The 17788-nt window shown below is 32.2% G+C and carries 14 protein-coding genes; 4 read left to right on the forward strand and 10 right to left on the reverse strand.

Features of this window, described 5'->3' with window-relative positions; genetic code table 11:
- From ACXAHM_RS15075 to ACXAHM_RS15085, 3 genes are all read right to left on the reverse strand, one after another.
- The coding region (locus ACXAHM_RS15075; protein WP_474961285.1) for a phophatidylserine decarboxylase associated domain-containing protein at positions 1-781 on the reverse strand (781 nt) is incomplete at its 3' end.
- 311 nt (positions 782-1092) lie between these two features.
- Positions 1093-3234: a glycoside hydrolase family 97 protein gene (locus ACXAHM_RS15080; protein WP_474961286.1), complete on the reverse strand. Its 2142-nt coding sequence runs from the start codon at positions 3232-3234 to the stop codon at positions 1093-1095.
- A gap of 199 nt (positions 3235-3433) precedes the next feature.
- A complete protein-coding gene (locus tag ACXAHM_RS15085) occupies positions 3434-5035 on the reverse strand; it encodes a DUF6377 domain-containing protein (protein ID WP_474961287.1) in 1602 nt (533 codons plus the stop codon).
- 826 nt (positions 5036-5861) lie between these two features.
- On the opposite strand from ACXAHM_RS15085, the gene ACXAHM_RS15090 reads away from it, so the two are divergent.
- The gene (locus tag ACXAHM_RS15090; protein WP_474961288.1) at positions 5862-7916 is read left to right on the forward strand and encodes a M13 family metallopeptidase; all 2055 of its coding nucleotides are present in this window, start codon (positions 5862-5864) and stop codon (positions 7914-7916) included.
- Positions 7917-7969: 53 nt separating this feature from the next.
- Here the strand turns inward: ACXAHM_RS15090 and ACXAHM_RS15095 are convergent, their stop codons facing one another.
- The 3 genes from ACXAHM_RS15095 to ACXAHM_RS15105 all read right to left on the reverse strand — a co-directional run bounded on the left by ACXAHM_RS15095 (position 7970) and on the right by ACXAHM_RS15105 (position 11025).
- Positions 7970-8527, reverse strand: coding sequence for a hypothetical protein (locus ACXAHM_RS15095; protein WP_474961289.1), 558 nt, complete (start codon positions 8525-8527; stop codon positions 7970-7972).
- A 128-nt stretch (positions 8528-8655) separates the two neighbouring features.
- Positions 8656-9267, reverse strand: coding sequence for a hypothetical protein (locus tag ACXAHM_RS15100; protein WP_474961290.1), 612 nt, complete (start codon positions 9265-9267; stop codon positions 8656-8658).
- A 783-nt stretch (positions 9268-10050) separates the two neighbouring features.
- Positions 10051-11025 carry a helix-turn-helix domain-containing protein gene (locus ACXAHM_RS15105; RefSeq protein WP_474961291.1) on the reverse strand — a complete coding sequence of 325 codons (975 nt, stop codon included), beginning with the start codon at positions 11023-11025 and terminating at the stop codon, positions 10051-10053.
- Between the two features lie 74 nt (positions 11026-11099).
- Here ACXAHM_RS15105 and ACXAHM_RS15110 point away from each other — a divergent pair, with 74 nt between their 5' ends.
- On the forward strand, positions 11100-11288 hold the full coding sequence (locus tag ACXAHM_RS15110) for a DUF6132 family protein (RefSeq protein ID WP_474961292.1): 189 nt from the start codon (positions 11100-11102) through the stop codon (positions 11286-11288).
- Positions 11285-11494 (forward strand): hypothetical protein, encoded by a 210-nt coding sequence (locus tag ACXAHM_RS15115; RefSeq protein ID WP_474961293.1) that lies wholly within the window; start codon positions 11285-11287, stop codon positions 11492-11494. The genes ACXAHM_RS15110 and ACXAHM_RS15115 overlap by 4 nt, the downstream gene beginning before the upstream one ends.
- Positions 11495-11577: 83 nt before the next feature.
- Here the strand turns inward: ACXAHM_RS15115 and ACXAHM_RS15120 are convergent, their stop codons facing one another.
- Positions 11578-11805 (reverse strand): hypothetical protein, encoded by a 228-nt coding sequence (locus ACXAHM_RS15120; RefSeq protein ID WP_474961294.1) that lies wholly within the window; start codon positions 11803-11805, stop codon positions 11578-11580.
- Positions 11806-12087: 282 nt separating this feature from the next.
- Here ACXAHM_RS15120 and ACXAHM_RS15125 point away from each other — a divergent pair, with 282 nt between their 5' ends.
- The gene (locus tag ACXAHM_RS15125; protein WP_474961295.1) at positions 12088-13293 is read left to right on the forward strand and encodes an aspartate aminotransferase family protein; all 1206 of its coding nucleotides are present in this window, start codon (positions 12088-12090) and stop codon (positions 13291-13293) included.
- Positions 13294-13357: 64 nt separating this feature from the next.
- On the opposite strand, the gene ACXAHM_RS15130 is transcribed toward ACXAHM_RS15125, so the two are convergent.
- The 3 genes from ACXAHM_RS15130 to ACXAHM_RS15140 all read right to left on the reverse strand — a co-directional run bounded on the left by ACXAHM_RS15130 (position 13358) and on the right by ACXAHM_RS15140 (position 17787).
- A complete protein-coding gene (locus tag ACXAHM_RS15130) occupies positions 13358-15772 on the reverse strand; it encodes a TonB-dependent receptor (protein ID WP_474961296.1) in 2415 nt (804 codons plus the stop codon).
- 61 nt (positions 15773-15833) lie between these two features.
- Positions 15834-17114: a sensor histidine kinase gene (locus ACXAHM_RS15135; protein ID WP_474961297.1), complete on the reverse strand. Its 1281-nt coding sequence runs from the start codon at positions 17112-17114 to the stop codon at positions 15834-15836.
- Positions 17095-17787: a response regulator transcription factor gene (locus ACXAHM_RS15140; protein WP_474961298.1), complete on the reverse strand. Its 693-nt coding sequence runs from the start codon at positions 17785-17787 to the stop codon at positions 17095-17097. The genes ACXAHM_RS15135 and ACXAHM_RS15140 overlap by 20 nt, the downstream gene beginning before the upstream one ends.
- Position 17788: the final 1 nt, after the last annotated feature.

Raw genomic sequence — 17788 nt, forward strand, 5'->3', positions numbered from 1 at the left:
TATCAGTCAATGAATAAGGTTGACCTTTGATCCAGAATTGCTCTTTTTCAGCAACGTTAGTCACTAATCTATAAGGAGCAGACTCACAAGCATTTGCAATGATGTTATCATTACCTTCACCTGCAACTGGTCTTACACCTTCTTTGAAAGTTCTTGTGAAGAAGTTATCCCAAGAAGTGAATCCATATCTTTCTTCTTTTTTATCTGATTTTGTTTCGAATAAATCTAAGAAGTTGTCGCCATAAGCAGCGTCACACATTTCTTTTAAAGCATAGTCGTTTAACCAACCTGATTCAGAAGTGTTTAATACTTTTGCTGATTCTGGTCCAGATAAAAATGCACTCCAGTATTCAAGAATTGCTTTTAATTTAGCGTTCACTTTTTTGTCTAAAAATGCTACATAACCAGACACTGTACCCATTGGCCAGTCAAGGATTGCATTGATAGGGAAACCTACTAAACCTGATTTATTAAAATAGGGAGGTTGAGACATGACTTCATTCATCAAAGCCAACATATGGTCATAATCTCTAATTTGTGGCTTACCAGTAGGGTCAACGTTATAAGGCGCCTTTGCAGGAACTTCGTTAAACATACCAGTAAATAATTTTGTGTAATATTCTTCTCCTTCAATTAGGTCTTTTAAATCTTGAACTGGAGGAAGTAAATCTTTTGGGTTAGCATCAACGTGATCGATTAGTTCTTGTAACCAGTTTTCTAAAAATTTTTGATCTGATGAAAGCCATTTACCTACTCGATAATTTGTTGTGTTTGATGTCATAATTGTAACTTTTTATAATGAATAGCAAAGAGTGTAAATTTCTTACGGAGAGCGTCCGTTCTACTCTTTTTGTTTATTGATGTTACAAAAGTACAATACCTAATTTTGAGAGAATGGTAAAAAAAAAGTTTTAATTGGTAAATTAATTAGCTCTTTAAAAAAACGATCTACAAATCATAAAAACCTCATTATTAGTAAATAAAAAAATAACCTAGCCACAAAATGTAACTAGGTTAAGTTTTACTTTACGTTTCGAAATAAATCCCTTACCCTATTTTAAGCTATAGCAAAATCTAGGATAAGTTCATTTTCTAAAGTTTCTTCAAGCCTTTTAACTCTGCTTTATCTTTTGCTTCAATAATGCTGATAGCATAACCACCACCTGGAGCTGTAAATTGAGATAATTTAGACTTACTTGTCACTACATATTTTTTAATTTGGTATGCTTGAGGATTATCTTTGAAGTGAGCATCCTTTGCATCTGCATATACTGTAGCAATATATTTTTTACCTTCAGTCAAGAAATCAAATTTGATTGTCGTTGTACGAGGTGTTTCGTCATTTGTTTTTCCAACATACCAGTTGTCAGTACCTTTTGCTTTACGAGCATATGTGATATAATCCCCTGGTTCAGCTTCTAATACTTTTGTATCGTCCCAATCGATCGCAACATCTTTGATAAATTGGAAAGCATCCATAAACTGCTCATAATGTTGAGGTAAATCAGCAGCCATTTGTAATGGAGAATACATTGTCACATATAAAGCCAACTGACGTGCAATAGTTGTTCTAACATAAGAAGTTCTATTAGGATCGTATTTACTAATGTCCGTTACAAAGATACCTGGCGTGTAATCCATTGGTCCACCTACTAATCTAGTGAAAGGAAGAATCGTTGTATGGTTTACTGTATTCCCAACAAATGCCTCATATTCTGTACCTCTTGCAGACTCATTACCAATCAAGTTTGGATAAGTTCTAGAAAGGCCTGTAGGACGAACAGCTTCGTGAGCATTAATCATAATTTTATAATCAGCTGCTTTAGTGATCGCATATAAATAGTGATTATTGATCCACTGAGAATAATGATGCTCTCCTCTTGGTAAGATTGGTCCTACATAACCTGATTTTACAGAGTTATAACCATTATCCACCATAAATTGGTACGCTTGATCCATATGACGCTCGTAGTTTCTAACAGAACCAGATGTCTCATGGTGCATCATCATTTTGACACCTTTGCTTTTTGCATATTCTCTGATTTCATCCACATCAAAGTCAGGGTATGGAGTCACAAAATCAAATACATAATCTTTTGACTTACCAAACCAGTCTTCCCATCCTTCGTTCCAGCCTTCTACTAATAAAGCATCAAATCCATGCTCAGAAGCGAAATCTATATATCTTTTTACATTCTCTGTATTCGCACCATGTTTACCGTTAGGCTTTGTCTTAGAGTAATCTGTGATACCTAATTCAACAGAATATAAATCATCAGTGTAAGACCAAGACGACATTCCTGTGATCATTTCCCACCATACACCCATATATTTTACAGGTTTGATCCATGATGTATCTTCGTATTTTGTAGGCTCATTCAAGTTTAAAGTAATACTTGATAACAAGATATCACCAGCGTTTTTACTTGCAATAACTGTTCTCCAAGGAGTAGTCATTGGTGCTTGTAAATATCCTTTTCTTCCTTGAGCATCTGGCGTTAAATGAGATTCAAAAACTAATGTTTCATCATTTAAATCTAAGTGCATTGTAGAATAGTTGATACAAGCTGCTTCATGAAGATTGATATATAAACCATCTTCTGATTTCAACATTAAAGCTGTTTGTACACCTGTATCTGAGAAGAAAGTTTGAGAAACATTACCTGTTTGAGCTTTCTTCATTAAGCCTCTAATTTCAGAAAGTTTAGAGATTGTGTAGTCATATTCTTGTGAGTCATAATCACCCGGTATCCAATATGCTGTATGATCACCTGCCATTGCAAATTGTGTATGTTCTTCTTCTAACACAAAATACACTAAGCTATGTTGCTCTGGGAATTCGTAACGGAAACCTAAACCATCGTCAAATAATCTAAAACGAATGATCATTTTGCGGTCCGTTGCTTTTTGAAGTAAAGTAACTTCTAACTCATTATAATGGTTTCTGATTTCCTTGAATTCACCCCATACAGGTTCCCAAGTTTCATCAAAAGAAGAGGTCTTAGTGTCTACTACATTAAAGCCTTCAATAAGGTCTTTATCATTATGTAATGAGAAGCCAAGTTTACTGTCTTTGATGACAGCTTCATTGTTAAGGTCTAATTTATAGGTAGGAATCCCTTTCGCGTCTACATGAAATTCCATTGTGAAATTCCCGCTTGGAGATTTTAAAGTTTGTGCATTTGCAAGTAAAGCAAATACAGACATTAGGATAGTTGATATGTATCTTTTCATAATATCGTGGTTGATTCATTTCGATAACACAAACTTAGTGTATCATTTACACTGAAAGAAGAGTAAGTTGTTAAAAAGTAGTTGATTAAAACATATAAGATACTATATATCAATGTATTAACAACCAAGCTATACACCAAAAAAGTAGTCAAACTTTTACATACATAATGTTATAAGAATGCTTTTTAAAACTTGATTATTATTGAATTTTCATTAATTCTTCTTCAAAGTGTTCTCTACCCACTTTTGCGTTATTTCTAGCTTTTGTTCTATAGTTATAAATAGTCGTAATTGAGTAACGTAAAAACTCTGCGATCTGAGTACTTTCCTCAATACCTAATCTTACCAATGCAAAAACGCGGAGTTCTGTATTCAACAATTCATTTTTCTTTAAAGTAATTTGAGCTTCTTCTATCATTAATTCATTATAACTTTCTACAAAATGAGGATATAATTTCAAGAAAGATTGGTCAAAATCTTTGTAGAAAATTTTCAATTCTTGATCAACAACTTCTTTTGATTTTAAAATTTTTAGAAGGTCTTCTTTATTCGATTTATTTCCTTTTCTCAAAAGTTGTCTTCTGTAATCATCCAATTTCCCGATATACATTGAACAAAGTTTTAAGTACCGTGCGATAGATTCTTCCTGTACATTATTGACACTTTTCAGTTGTTCGTTAGCGACTTCTATTTCCTGTTTACTCTCTTTCAATTCTAAGTTTAAAGCATTCAATAATTGGTTGGTTTCCTGAACTTGTTCATTTGATTCCTCCAATTTTCTTTTTTGCTTTTGAATAAAAATTAATGCTGAAAGTAAAATCAAGGATAGTATAAAAACAATCATTGAAAACAGCATAATATAACGTCGTATATTGTCTCTATTTTCTTGATAAGATTGGTCTATTAAGGGTAATATTTCTAACACTTCCGACCTTCTCAACTGTGCATTACTATCTACTGCATCCTCCAATGCAATTTTAATATATTGATAAGCTCTTGTTATTTCTCCTTTTTGATATAACTCTAATGCCAATGCTCTAAGAGCTGTATGTTCTTTAACTCCATTAATAATATCTGACTGTGAAGAGAGTGATAGATATTTAATTTTTTCATCAATTAAGCCTTTACGACCATATGCGTCGGCTAAAGTATAAGCAGTTGACGCAAATACTCTATCTTCTTTTTGCACACCTTCTAATATCTTTTTTAAGATTTCAATAGCTTTATCTAGCTTCCCAAATTCTTTGTAAAGTTCAGCTTCAGCTAATTGATGTCCTAGTGTTTTTTCTTTTTGACTGTCTCTTAAATTAGTTTCAAAATATTCCCACTTCTCTCTGTATTTTTTTCTGACAAGATCAGTATTTCGAAGTGAGGAAAGCGTATTATAAAGTACAGCATTGATGGAATAATATTCCACTTGAAAAGTATGAGTGAGTTGATCTTCTGGGTATTGCTCTAAGATTCCAACCGATTCATGATAAAGCCCAACTAAGATATAAGCTTGTGCTAACAAAAGATTTGATGCTATATCTTTCTCACTCTCTTTTAATTTCAAAGCTATTATACGAGTACTTGTAGCATATCTTAAAGCAGAATCTGCATTATAAGGAAGATATTGTTGTGTAATTTCTTTATTCAGAAAATACTTTTCTGATAATTTTTCAGTTTGGTTTAGTTCCGTTTTTAGTTGATCGATGGCATCAAGACGTTGCTGAAAATATGATTCCCTTAATTCTAGTAATGCATCTAATTGTTGGAGATAAACTTCATTGTTAGAAAATGCATTAAATGAAAGGAGCAAAAAGCAACTACTTATTAAATACTTTAATGCGGACATTGAACGAAAATACATTATGTACTTGATTTAATATTCTAAATAAAGATACTTTTTTATTACTGGATAAAAATAAAAAAAGAGACCTAAAAGATCTCTTTTTTATAGTTTACAATTTTTTTAATGTTTTTACATTCTTTTTTACCAAGTCTCTGTTTAGTGTCAAGAATAACTTTCTAAACAGTCTGTTTATAACCAAATTTTCATTTTCATATTTTGGAAAAAATCCGGTCAATGACTTTTTCTGACATTGACCAGATTGAGTTGAATTGAAATGTTTGTTTTAAGATAAATTCTCAGGCTTACCTTAATTTTAATTCAGTTCTCATTTCCATACTTACAAGACATTACAAGATTAGCCATAATGTTTTGGTTTATCGTTCTTCTAATATATTTTGATGTCCCACTTTATAAATGAACACCCAAAAACATCGATTTTTGGCTCTAATCATAGATTTATCAGTTAAAAAAATTAGCAGTATCACTTAAAAAAAATCAATGTGTTTCATTTTAATTCTCTTCTCTCTTGCTTTATAATCTTCTTGTATTTCATCACTGTACTCGATTTTTCAGTTTCTAGAATAGAAAAACTTATTTAGATATATGGAATTATGCTTAATTAGAAATTCATTGTCATTTCTCTTAGAAAATTAGGTATAAGTAATGAATCATTTTGAAAAACAATGTTTTATTTGTTTAAACAAAATTTAATATTTAACTATGGTTTTCACTATTTACTATTAAAATTCTTATACATTTGTTAAACACAAACATTGAAATATATTTTATTTAAATGAAAACTTTATTAACGAAAGCGCTTAGTGTCTCTCTTGGCGTAAGCGCTGTACTATACACTTCCTGCGAACAAAAGAAAGCAGACGAACAAGTTCCTATGGAAAAGGCATTAGATATGTCTAACATGGATAAAACGGTAAAGCCTGGTCAAGACTTTTATGCCTATGCTAATGGTGGTTGGATGCAAAAAGCTGAAATTCCATCAGACAGAGGTCGTTGGGGTAGTTTTGATGAATTACGTGAGCGTAATGAAAAAGCTACTTTAAATGTATTAAATGAAGCAATGGCTTCAGGAAATCTAAAAGACGGTAGCGATGAAATGAAAGCTGTTTATGTATACCAAAGTGGTATGGATTCGGCTACTATCGAAAAACTTGGTGCTCAACCATTAGCACCTTATATGGCATTAGTTGATGGTTTAAAATCTAAAAAAGATTTACAAAGAGTACTTACTGAGTTACATAAATCACAAACTGGAGTATTGTTTGGACCAAGCGTATTCCAAGATTTAAAAAACAGTAAAATCCAATCTTTCTATATTGGATATGAAGGTTTAGGTCTTCCGAACAAAGATTATTACACAAAAACAGATTCTGCTTCACAAGCAACTAGAGATCAATATGTACAACATATCACGAATATGTTTAACTTATTGTCTATCCCTAATGCAGAAAAAGCAGCACAAGATGTCTTTGCTTTCGAAAATACATTAGCACAACACAACCTTACTCCTGTAGAGGAAAGAGATCCAACAAGAATGTATAACCCTTATTCTGTTGCTGATCTTCAAGCAATGTGTTCTACTATTGATTGGGTTACTTATTTAAAAGATATCAACGTACCTGCAGATACAATCATCGTTACACATCCCCCTTATTTCCAAGAAATGGATAACATGATTGCTAATACATCATTAGAAACAATTCAATTGTACTTAAAATGGCATATTGCTCATGAAGCAGCTCCATATTTAAGTGATGCTTTTGTAAACGAAAGCTTTGATTTTTATGGTAAGAAAATGAGAGGTTTAGAAGAAAACCGTCCTCGTTGGAAGCGTGTATTAGGTACTACAAATGGTCTTGTTGGTTTTGCTGTAGGTAAACTTTATGTACAAGAAGTATTCCCTGAAGAAGCAAAACAAAAAGCAGAGAAAATGGTCTCTAATATTAAAGAGGCATTTTCTAAGCGTATCAAAGGTTTAGATTGGATGACTGACGAAACAAAAGAAAAAGCGTTAGTTAAATTAGAGGCTTTCAATGTAAAAATTGGATATCCTGACAAATGGGAAACGTATGAAGACTTAGAAATTTCTAAAGATACGTACTTCCAAAACATCGTGAACAGTAGCGAATTCCAGTTTGCGAAAAACATGAAAGAATACGGTAAGCCAGTAGACAAATCAAAGTGGGGTATGACTCCTCAAACTGTAAATGCTTACTACCATCCATTATATAATGAAATCGTATTCCCTGCAGCTATCTTACAACCTCCTTTCTACAACTACCAAGCTGACGAAGCGGTAAACTATGGTGGTATTGGTGCTGTAATTGGTCACGAAATTTCTCATGGTTTTGATGATTCAGGTCGTCGTTTCGATGCTCATGGTGAAATGAAAGATTGGTGGACTGAAGGTGATGACACTGCATTCAAAGGAAAAGCCGAGATGGTTGTTAAACAATACAATGCTTATGAACCAATCGAAGGTTTACATATTAACGGTGAACTTACTTTAGGTGAAAATATTGCGGACCTTGGTGGTGTTGCAGTAGCCTATGATGGTTTACAACGTTATTTAGCATTGCAAAAAGAAAAGCCAGGAAACATTGACGGATTTACTCCAGAGCAACGTTTCTTCCTTTCTTGGGCAACAATTTGGAGAACGAAATCAAGAGAAGAGGCGTTAAGAACGCAAATTCAAACAGATCCTCACTCTCCAGGTCAATATAGAGCGGTTGGTCCATTATCAGACTTTGATCCTTTCTATACTGCATTCAACATCGTAGAAGGTGATTCTATGTATGTTGCTCCAGATGATAGAGCTAAAGTTTGGTAATCAATTACCTAATCCAAAAAAGGGCTTGTGATTTTTACTTCACAAGCCCTTTTTTATTCAAAATGTGTCATCATAAATGGTTCTAGATCCATCCACATTTTTTTACAAAATATATTATTCGGAAATCCTTCACCTTTGATATATCCGTTCATACATTCAAAGGATACCTCAATATTATATTTCACTTCTTTTTTCTTTTCCAGGAAGATAATACCCTGCCTTGGATTATAACATCTCATTTGCTCAAATGTCCCCTCACCTGCTTTTGTAGCAAATAATAATTCAAGAAACGCCTTCTTATTTTTCCCTTTAAGGAAATGCTTTTTTGCTATAAAGTTATAATTAACATGACCATCAATTATTGAATTAGTAGCAATTTCTGGATATGTAAAAATTTGATTGAGAGGATATTTACTTTCTTCTTTTTTTGATTGAAAATTAACCCCGTACTCAACAAGCAAAATATCATACTTTGCAAATTCTTCGATTAATGCCTCTTTATTTTCATTTTCCATGCAATTCTCAAAAACTTTGATAGGGTTTTGAGCAATACTATTTCCATAGATTAAAAATAAGGTAAATAAGGCGATAAGATATCTATAATTTTTCATTAAAGTCTTCGTAAATGAGAAATAGAAAATTAGCTTTTCCTTTAAGATACCTCAATGTGTAGAGATAATTCACTTTTTCTTTATTTCTTTATACGAAAACTAAAATTAAGTAATTACAAAACAGACAATTAAGGCACTACTACTTTAATATTCTCTAAGTCGTCTATTGGAATTTGAGCAATTTCATGATAAAAACTAATCTCATTTGTTCGAGAAAGTGAAATATTTCCTTGAGGATTTTCGTCAATATTAGGCAAATAAATTCCAAAGTTTTTATTGTTTCGAAAAGAGCCTATAAAATGTTCATCTGAATCGGCACCAACATCTAACTTTACCACATAATCATGCATAGGATTCTTGTGATGTTGACAAAAACCAATCACTTGCCCTTCTTCATTTTTAATGCTCATTGAAAAAATTAGAAGATTATAGTCTGAAAAATTGAGGTCATCTCCTTTCAAAATAGTCCAATTATTAAGTTGAAAAACTTGGATATTTTTATCTGAAAAATCTAAATTCTCTTTAATTTTTTCATCTTTAAAATCTATAAAAATCAGCTTATTGTAATCACTAAAAGTAATTGGATTCCAATTCGGATCTTTTTCGGGTGAGGGTGGTATTGTGTAATGATGTGATTTCTTTTTGAATAATCGAATTATTGCAGAATATATTTTTAGTGTAATATAAAGTGTCACTGGAAATAAAATGATTACAAGTGCAAGTAGTTTAAGTTGTTCCATAAAAAATTGAATTGTTTGTTTAAGCATTACAATTTAAATAAAAAAAAGCATGCATATCAATATTTGTTAGCTTCCAAAAAATTTAGACATAAAAAAAAGTCTACAAATCGTAGACTTCTTTCCTCATTTTTAATTGTCCAATATTTTTATCGTTGGATTGCTCCAACTATTTTATCTTTTTTCTGATGATACAAATGTCAACAAATAAAATAAAAGATGGTTTTAAATTTTGACATATCATTTTCAAAAAACAACATTTTTCAATTTTGATCAAAAAAAAACAGCCTACATATCGTAAGCTGTTTTTCCTCATTTTTAATTGTAAATATTTTAATTCATCGAAATGTATCCGATTGATATAAAACTATATTACTAATCCATACTTGTAAATCATCATAAGATGAGGACAAGTATTTACTACTATTGACTATACAAAGGTCTGCAAAGTAATGGGAAAAGTATATCGAAATATGACATTCCGTTTACAAAAAATGACATATTCTTTTCGGAGTTAAAAAAAGCCTACAAAAATAGTAAGCTGCTCTCTCATTTTTAATGGACTTACACCTTTCCATAATTTTATTATCATAGTCAGATATATTTCCAATATATATTTAAATCACCTGAAGTGATGATCGTAAGTCGTTTTGTAGTGATACAAAGGTATGACAATATTCAACTGTAAAATATCAAATTATGATCAATTTATAACATAATAAGACTTTCAAATCCCCTATTATAATTCATTGACTATAAATATATTAAACATTAATTAATGAATGTTCACTCAGGCATTTCTACTCTCAATTGAGAGGGGGTTACTGCATATTGTTTTTTGAAACCATCAGAAAAATGTGCGGTATTACTAAAGCCTAAATCCAATGCTATTTCAGTGATACTATCTTTTGTACTTAATAAACGGCGATAAGCTTCTGCGTATCTTTCTTTCATTACAAATTTATGAATAGGAAGTCCTGTCACTTTTTTAAAATTCTGGCGTAATTTAGTCGCACTTTGACCGAATTTTTTCGATAATTCTTCGATTTTAGGAGCGTTATCAAAGTTTTCTTGTAATAACTTCTTGATTTGCATGACTACTTCATAGTCCTCAATAAGCATATCTACCTCTTCGCCTTCTTCACCTTCTTTGATCAATTGGGTGAATAACAAAGCTGATAATTCGATGGCTTTTGCAATAGAAAAAACTTTATGTCCATATTCTTTAGGCTTAAAAGCTAAGATTTCTCTCAGACATTTTTCCATAGAAGTATTGATAGGTTTTGCTATTACCCAAGGATCTTTACTTTTGAATATATTGTCCAATTTTGGAAAACGGCCATTGTGAATATTTTCCCAATCTTCTACTTTAATACGAATCGTAATCCATCGAATTAATTCGCCTTTAGGTAGATGAATCTCTACGGGATTGAATGTATTGCTAAGTAAAATTCCATTTTCTGTATTAGGCCCAGCAATAGTATTGTTTTGTTCAGGAAGTTTTACTTCAGAAGTAAGAATGAATCGAATGATTAAAAATTGTTCAATATCTTGTTCAATGACAATGATGGTATCTTCAGAAAACTGAACTTCATTGATTCCTAAAGAAATTCCGAAGATGTTATTGTAAAAAGTAATATCAACTTTCATATCCGAATGTTCTACTTTTAGGTTTTCACCATTCCAAGTTCCACCGAATTTATCGGCAAAGTGCTGATATAGCGTTGACGTTTCATGCTCTTTGATGACGTACTTTTTCAATATTCTTCTTTTTTTGTGACAATTATTACACAATATACCATTCTAAGTAGGTATTATTGTAAAAAGATAATAAAATGACATTACTTCGTAAATATAAATTTCACCTTCTAGGCCTTTGTATTGGGGCCTTACTAGGATATATTTATTATGTACAAGTAGGCTGTGTTAGCGGTACTTGTGCCATTACTTCAAAACCATTAAACAGTACATTATATGGTGCTGTAATGGGAACGTTATTCGTTGATTTATTGAAAAAGAAATGACTTTTGATGAGATAAAAAGAGACTGGCCGATCACAAGAATCCTTTGGTTGGTTCTAGGGTTAGCAGTTTTGATTCCTTCTTTAATGGATCTTGATGGTGTTGGGATATGTTTTGGAGCATTTTTAACCATTGTAATGGGAATCATGCGAAAAGGATGTCGTCCTAATCAAGGATGTAATGGATCAGGAGACTGTAAATGTGGATAAATAGAAAAGGCCATGATAAAATGAATTATCATGGCCTTTAATTATATATTCCTAATTAATTTCAAAAATCGTTACTTCTTGAATTATTCCCCTGGATTACCGTAACCTGGGTCAACATCTTCCGAGTCGTCACCTGGGTTACCATAACCTGGATCTACTTCCTCTTCTTCTTCATCACCTGGATTACCAAAACCTGGATCTACTTCTTCATATATTGGATTTTCTGGCTCTGGCTGTGGTTCTACATCATTTGACTCTGAACATGAGAACATAAACATAGCTAACACTGCAGGTAGAATAAACTTTTTCATAATTTTAAAATTTGTATTAATTGACAATAAATTAGATCGTGTAACTTTCTCAGATTGAATGTTTGTAAAGAAGTTACAGTATATTAAAACGCCCTTTCTACTCTGACGATTTACCCATAAAGCCCAAAAACTTCCCTAAAAAGACCAAAGTTAGAATTTAAACATATTCTGATAGTTTTTAGGCTTTTATCATCAAACCTTCCATTCTTTAAGATGTATTAAAAAGCATTTCATTCGTATTCTCTTTCAGTTAGTTATCTTTGTATAAACATTTCAAACAATATGGACATATCAAATAAATCTAACAGAGATATATTTTTCGAGCATCAAGCACAAACTTCTCCTTATCCATTAGGAATAGAGATTGATCATGCAAAAGGTGTGTATTTATATGATAAAAATGGAAAGTCATATATGGACTTGATTTCTGGTATTGCAGTGAATAACCTTGGACATGGACATCCAAAGTTGATTGAGGCTATTAAAGAGCAAGTGGATAAATATCTTTTTGTGATGGTTTATGGTGAAATGGTCCAAAAGCCGCAAATCGAATTAACAAAGAGCCTTCTTTCTGTTTTACCGGATAGTTTGAATAGTACTTACTTTGTCAACTCAGGAACTGAAGCTAATGAAGCAGCATTAAAATTAGCTAAAAGATATACTGGTAGAACAGAGTTGATCAGCTTCAACCGTTCTTATCATGGAAATACACATGGCTCATTGAGTGTATCAGGAAATGAAGTAAAGAAAAATGCTTTTAGACCTTTATTACCGGATGTTCGCTTTATTGATTTTAATGTAAAAGAAGACCTACAATATATTACTGAGAAAACTGCAGGTGTTATTGTGGAGCCTATACAAGGAGATGCAGGTGTTCGTATTCCTGATGTTTCTTATATGAAAGCATTAAGAGAGCGTTGTACTGAAGTGGGTGCTCAATTGATCTTTGATGAAATACAAACTGGGTTTGGTCGTACAGGTAAATTCTTTGCCTTCGAACATTTTGATGTAGTTCCTGATATTTTGACCATTGCTAAAGGAATGGCTGGCGGTATGGCTATGGGTTGTTTTGTTTCTTCTGCTGAAAAAATGAAGGTACTTTCTCATGACCCTATCCTTGGTCATATTACAACCTTTGGTGGTCATCCTGTATGTTGTACAGCTTCCAATGCTGTTATTAATATATTAAAGGAAGAAAAGATCATTGAAGATGTAGATCGAAAAGGAAAAATTATTGAAGATCGTTTGAATTCTCATCCCGCCGTAAAGGAGATTCGTCGTAAGGGATTGATGTTTGCCATCGACATGGAAAACTTTGAATTGGTCAATAATGTGGTGACCACTTGTATCGAAAAAGGAGTGATCACTTATTGGTTCCTTTCTACTCCTTATGCCTTCCGTATTGCTCCTCCATTAACGATTACTGATGAAGAAATTCACATTGCTTGTGATACAATTTTAGAAGCAATTGATGAGAATTATAAATAAGGGTTCCTTATTATAGATAAAAACCTCTGTAGTTATGATGACTACAGAGGTTTTCTTTTTTGATCTAGAATCTATATTTCATGCCTACTACTACAGACTGTGTTTGTTGATAATCTTCCTGATTCATCAAGAATGTCTCGTTGTAGATTGTTGTTTTTGTTTTGAATGAATTCAAGATATCTGTACCTGTAATAGAAATCTCTCCTTTGTTTTTAAAGATTGCTTTAGAGATACCGAAGTCAAGAGAATATCTTGCTTCAATCTCACCTTGAGGAATGATATCCGGTGCATAGTATACTCCTGAAAGTTGGAAATCGATATCATTTGGTAATTTGAAGGTTGTATTCAATTTAAAATTCCATGTATATGTCTCTTGTGCTTCAAAAGTGAATTCTTGTTCTGTTGGATAAATTGTTGTCCCGTTAAACTCTCCAATTTTATTTTGGTACCAGTTGAAGTTGGTATTAACTGTCCACCAATCGTTGATTTCTTGTTCTAAGATAATTTCTACTCCTAAGTTTGAACCATCATCCAAGTTTGTAGGTACACCATTTAATACATTTTCATCCACTGGATCTTGAGTATAAATTCTAGCAATTACGTCTTGAAAATACTTATAATAACCAGCTACATACAATGAACCACTTGACCACATAGAATTGTATCCAACTTCAAAGTTTTGAGAAAATTCAGGTCTTAAATTTGGATTACCAGTTCTCAATAATTCAGGATCATCATATTTAGGGAAAGGTCTTAATTCAAATTCACCTGGTCTTCTTACTCTCTTATTGTAGAAAGTTGAAATCTTGTTGTTATCATCTAATTTATAAGTGAATCGAACATTAGGATACACTTGGAAGTAATGGTATTCATATTCACTATCATAATATTGATTGTTTGGATCAATAGTATAGTTCGTATATGTCATTTCAGCTCTTAACCCTGCTTCAACTTCGACTTTCTTTGATTCAAAAATATAGTTGAAATACGCTGAGTATACATTTTCATAATAATCTGAGTACTCACCTAAGTTATCATCAAGGATAGAGTTTTCTCCATGCATTACTTCATAAGTAATTGGTAAATGTCTCAAATTCGCTTTCAACCCTGACTCCAATCGACCTGATCCTAGAGGTTTTACATAATCTAACTTAAAAGTGTTGACATACTCATAAGATTTTAAGAAAGTACTATCAAATGAAACACCATTTGCTGAAGAATCACTAAACATAAATAGCTCATCTTCTCCACCACCTATAAAGTTGTATGAAGCATCCAAAGTATGTCCTTTCTCATTAAAATCATGATGATACATTAAGGAGAAGTTCATGAATTTAGTACGTTCATCTTCTTCCCAAAGCCAAAGACGTTCTCGTCCATCTGAGTTATCGTATGGAACATCACCTCTATCGATATGGTATTCATCTTGGAATAAACCGTAAGCCGTCAACACATTATTATCATTAATATGCCAATCCATACCACCTTTGATATTGTATAATTCTTGGGTTCTATTTTCTAAGAATTGAGAATTGACATCATCAATAGATGGATCATAATAATCCCTTTTTGTAAACGTATTGGCATTTAATTTTGATCTCACCATTCCGTCTGCTTGGATGAAATAATTGATCTTATCAGTACGGTAGTTTAGTGAAACATTTGGAGCAATACTTGGATTAAAACCGTATTTGTCATTTAAATTTGGTAAACTTTCCTTTGGCGTAGAGAACTCACCCACTCCAAATGAAAGTCCTACGTCTCCATTTAATCCTTTCTGCTTCTCTTTTTTGTAAACAATGTTGATGATACCTCCTTTTCCATTGGCGTCAAACTTCGCAGATGGATTGTTGATGATTTCAATTTTCTCTACATTACCCGCAGGGATATTGTCAAGATTCGTATTGTTATCAAAACCTGTCAAACTACTTTGTTTGCCATCAATAAGGATTAATACATTACTATTACCTCTTAATGAAATCGTTCCGTCACTTTCTGTTGTAACGCCTGGTAAGTTTTTGATTGCTTTTAGTACTGAACCTCCTTGTTGGGAGATGTTTTTAGCTATGTTAAAGGTCTTTTTTTCTAAAGTGGTAATCACCTCTTGTTTTTCACCTTCTACCACAACTTCTTTAAGTTGTTCTACATCTGTTTGTAGTAGAATGTTTCCTACGTCATAGTTATCATTCAAATCACCGATATATACCTGTTTTTCGAAAGATGTATACCCTACATAAGAAATCTTTAATTTTAGTTCCCCAGTTGCTGAAAAATCTAATTTGAAGTCACCGTTTTCATCGGTTAATACACCCTCTATAAGATTGTTATCAGCAGAGTATAAAAGAACATTGGCATAAGGAGCACTGCTTGCTGCGTTTTCACTTTCAACAACAGTACCCGTAATGTGCTTTTGGTTTTGTGCCCACAAAGTCAGTGAGCTGCTAAGATAGATAAGGAAGATAAAAAGTTGCTTTTTCATTGTTTGTTCCTATTTGTAGTTCACATATTGAAACAAACATATCAACCAATTTAGAAGAAAATTAGAATTTTTGATCTAATTCAAAATTCACTGAAAAAATATGGTAATTATTTTCGTAAGTGTAATTAATTTTCCACTGTAATTGATCCACTATTTTCTTACAAATTGCCAGACCTAAACCTGTTCCTTTCTCGGAAGTATCAAATTTTGAAAATCGTTGAAATAATCGATTGGATTGTAAAGCTGTTCTCTTGCTTTGGTTTCCGATAGAAAAAGTAGTAGAAGTAAGATTAATTTTCAAAACTGTACATTCATCAGCATATTTGATCGCATTGGATACCAAATTTGACAAAAGAATTTCCACCCAACCTTTATTACCTTCTATTGAAATATTATCTTCTAAATTCAACTCCAATTGCATCTTTTTACTTCCCAATTGGTATTCATAGAAAAATAAAAGGTCTTTAATGACTTCATTTAAAGTTACCTTTTCCTTCACTATTTCAACTTGTTGATCTATTTTCGACAGTAAAAGTAAATTTGCATTTAATCTTGAAAGTCTAGATGTATTTTCAGCGATGACATTGACAATTTCAGCTTGTTGTGCTGTTAAATCTTCACCTTGAATTAATTCATCTAATTTTGCTTTAAAAACTGCAATAGGCGTTTGTAACTCGTGAGCTGCATTTTCTACAAATTCCTTTTGGCTCTTATAAATGGAAATACTATTTCTAGTCATTGCCAAAAGTTGTTCATTCAAAGTATGAAATTCATAAATATCTGTTTTATCAAAAGACAATTCCTTTAATTTTTGAATATCAAAACGCTTAATACTGGCTAAAGTTTGGTAGAAAGGCGCCCAAAGTGTTGTCGACAATCTCTTTGTGATCAAGTAATTTCCTACATTAATCATAATAAAAATGATCATTAGAAGTACAAAAACTTCCATTAAAATATCTTCATCTTCTACTAAATTAATTTTCGCTTGGAAAGTGTAGGGTTTACCTTCAATAGTAATAGGAGACCATAGTTCACGATATGGCTCATTTTCGTCCTCTAGTACTTCATAATATTTTGTATAAAACAAAGTGTCAGATTGAATACCTCTATCTTCTGTGATCTTAATATTTCTATTGTATTTGTTCCACTCATCAATCTCATCAATAGTTAGAGAAGACATCGTTTCCAAGACAAATTCTTTGCGATGCAAAATAAGATCCTCATCTGCATCAATCACATATAGTTTTTTGATAAAAAGAAAGAAAATAGGTGTTGAGATCAATAACACCAGTGTCAGATTAATACTATAGAATCGCTGTGTTCTAAGCAGTAGTTTTTTCATCTTCTACCCATTTATAGCCTAATCCATACACTGATTTAATGTATCTTTCAGCACCTTCTTTTTTCAATTTATTTTTAAGATTCTTGATATGTGCATACACAAAATCATGGTTATCTAGTACACCTGCAAAATCTCCCGAAAGGTGTTCTGCTAAAGATTCTTTAGACAATACTCTATTTTTATTTCGAATAAAATAAAGTAGTAATTCAAATTCCTTTTTGGTCAATACTACTTCTTTTTCACCTACCATTAATTTTTTTGCATCAATATCAATCGTCAAATTATCAATGATAATATGATTGGTTCCATTAAAAAATTTACGGCGTAAAATAGCAGTGATCCTCGCTTGTAATTCAGCTAAGTGAAAAGGCTTCACCAAATAATCATCCGCTCCAAGATGTAAGCCTTCCAATCGTGTTTCCAAGCTATCTTTGGCTGAAATGATGATGACTCCTTCTCTTCTTTGGTTGTTTTTGATGAACTTTAATACCTCAATACCATCTTCATTTTTCAGCATTAAATCTAACAATACACAATCATACTCTTTGTCAATCAAAAAATCCTGTGCGTCTGTGATATTCTCTGCCCAATCACAAAAGGTTTCTTTGTTCGTCAAAAACTTGACAATACTTTGCCCTAAATCTTTTTCATCCTCAACTAGTAATAAACGCATG

The organism is Flammeovirga sp. AWQ4_249 (assembly GCF_056161045.1).

What these genes read in the sequence shown, in the direction of transcription:
- ACXAHM_RS15130 (WP_474961296.1), bottom strand. Translation starts at nt 15,772, where the DNA reads ATGAAAAAGCAACTTTTTATCTTCCTTATCTATCTTAGCAGCTCACTG.
- ACXAHM_RS15125 (WP_474961295.1), top strand. Translation starts at nt 12,088, where the DNA reads ATGGACATATCAAATAAATCTAACAGAGATATATTTTTCGAGCATCAA.
- ACXAHM_RS15090 (WP_474961288.1), top strand. Translation starts at nt 5,862, where the DNA reads ATGAAAACTTTATTAACGAAAGCGCTTAGTGTCTCTCTTGGCGTAAGC.
- ACXAHM_RS15100 (WP_474961290.1), bottom strand. Translation starts at nt 9,267, where the DNA reads ATGGAACAACTTAAACTACTTGCACTTGTAATCATTTTATTTCCAGTG.
- ACXAHM_RS15110 (WP_474961292.1), top strand. Translation starts at nt 11,100, where the DNA reads ATGACATTACTTCGTAAATATAAATTTCACCTTCTAGGCCTTTGTATT.
- ACXAHM_RS15115 (WP_474961293.1), top strand. Translation starts at nt 11,285, where the DNA reads ATGACTTTTGATGAGATAAAAAGAGACTGGCCGATCACAAGAATCCTT.
- ACXAHM_RS15095 (WP_474961289.1), bottom strand. Translation starts at nt 8,527, where the DNA reads ATGAAAAATTATAGATATCTTATCGCCTTATTTACCTTATTTTTAATC.
- ACXAHM_RS15080 (WP_474961286.1), bottom strand. Translation starts at nt 3,234, where the DNA reads ATGAAAAGATACATATCAACTATCCTAATGTCTGTATTTGCTTTACTT.
- ACXAHM_RS15140 (WP_474961298.1), bottom strand. Translation starts at nt 17,787, where the DNA reads ATGCGTTTATTACTAGTTGAGGATGAAAAAGATTTAGGGCAAAGTATT.
- ACXAHM_RS15135 (WP_474961297.1), bottom strand. Translation starts at nt 17,114, where the DNA reads ATGAAAAAACTACTGCTTAGAACACAGCGATTCTATAGTATTAATCTG.
- ACXAHM_RS15120 (WP_474961294.1), bottom strand. Translation starts at nt 11,805, where the DNA reads ATGAAAAAGTTTATTCTACCTGCAGTGTTAGCTATGTTTATGTTCTCA.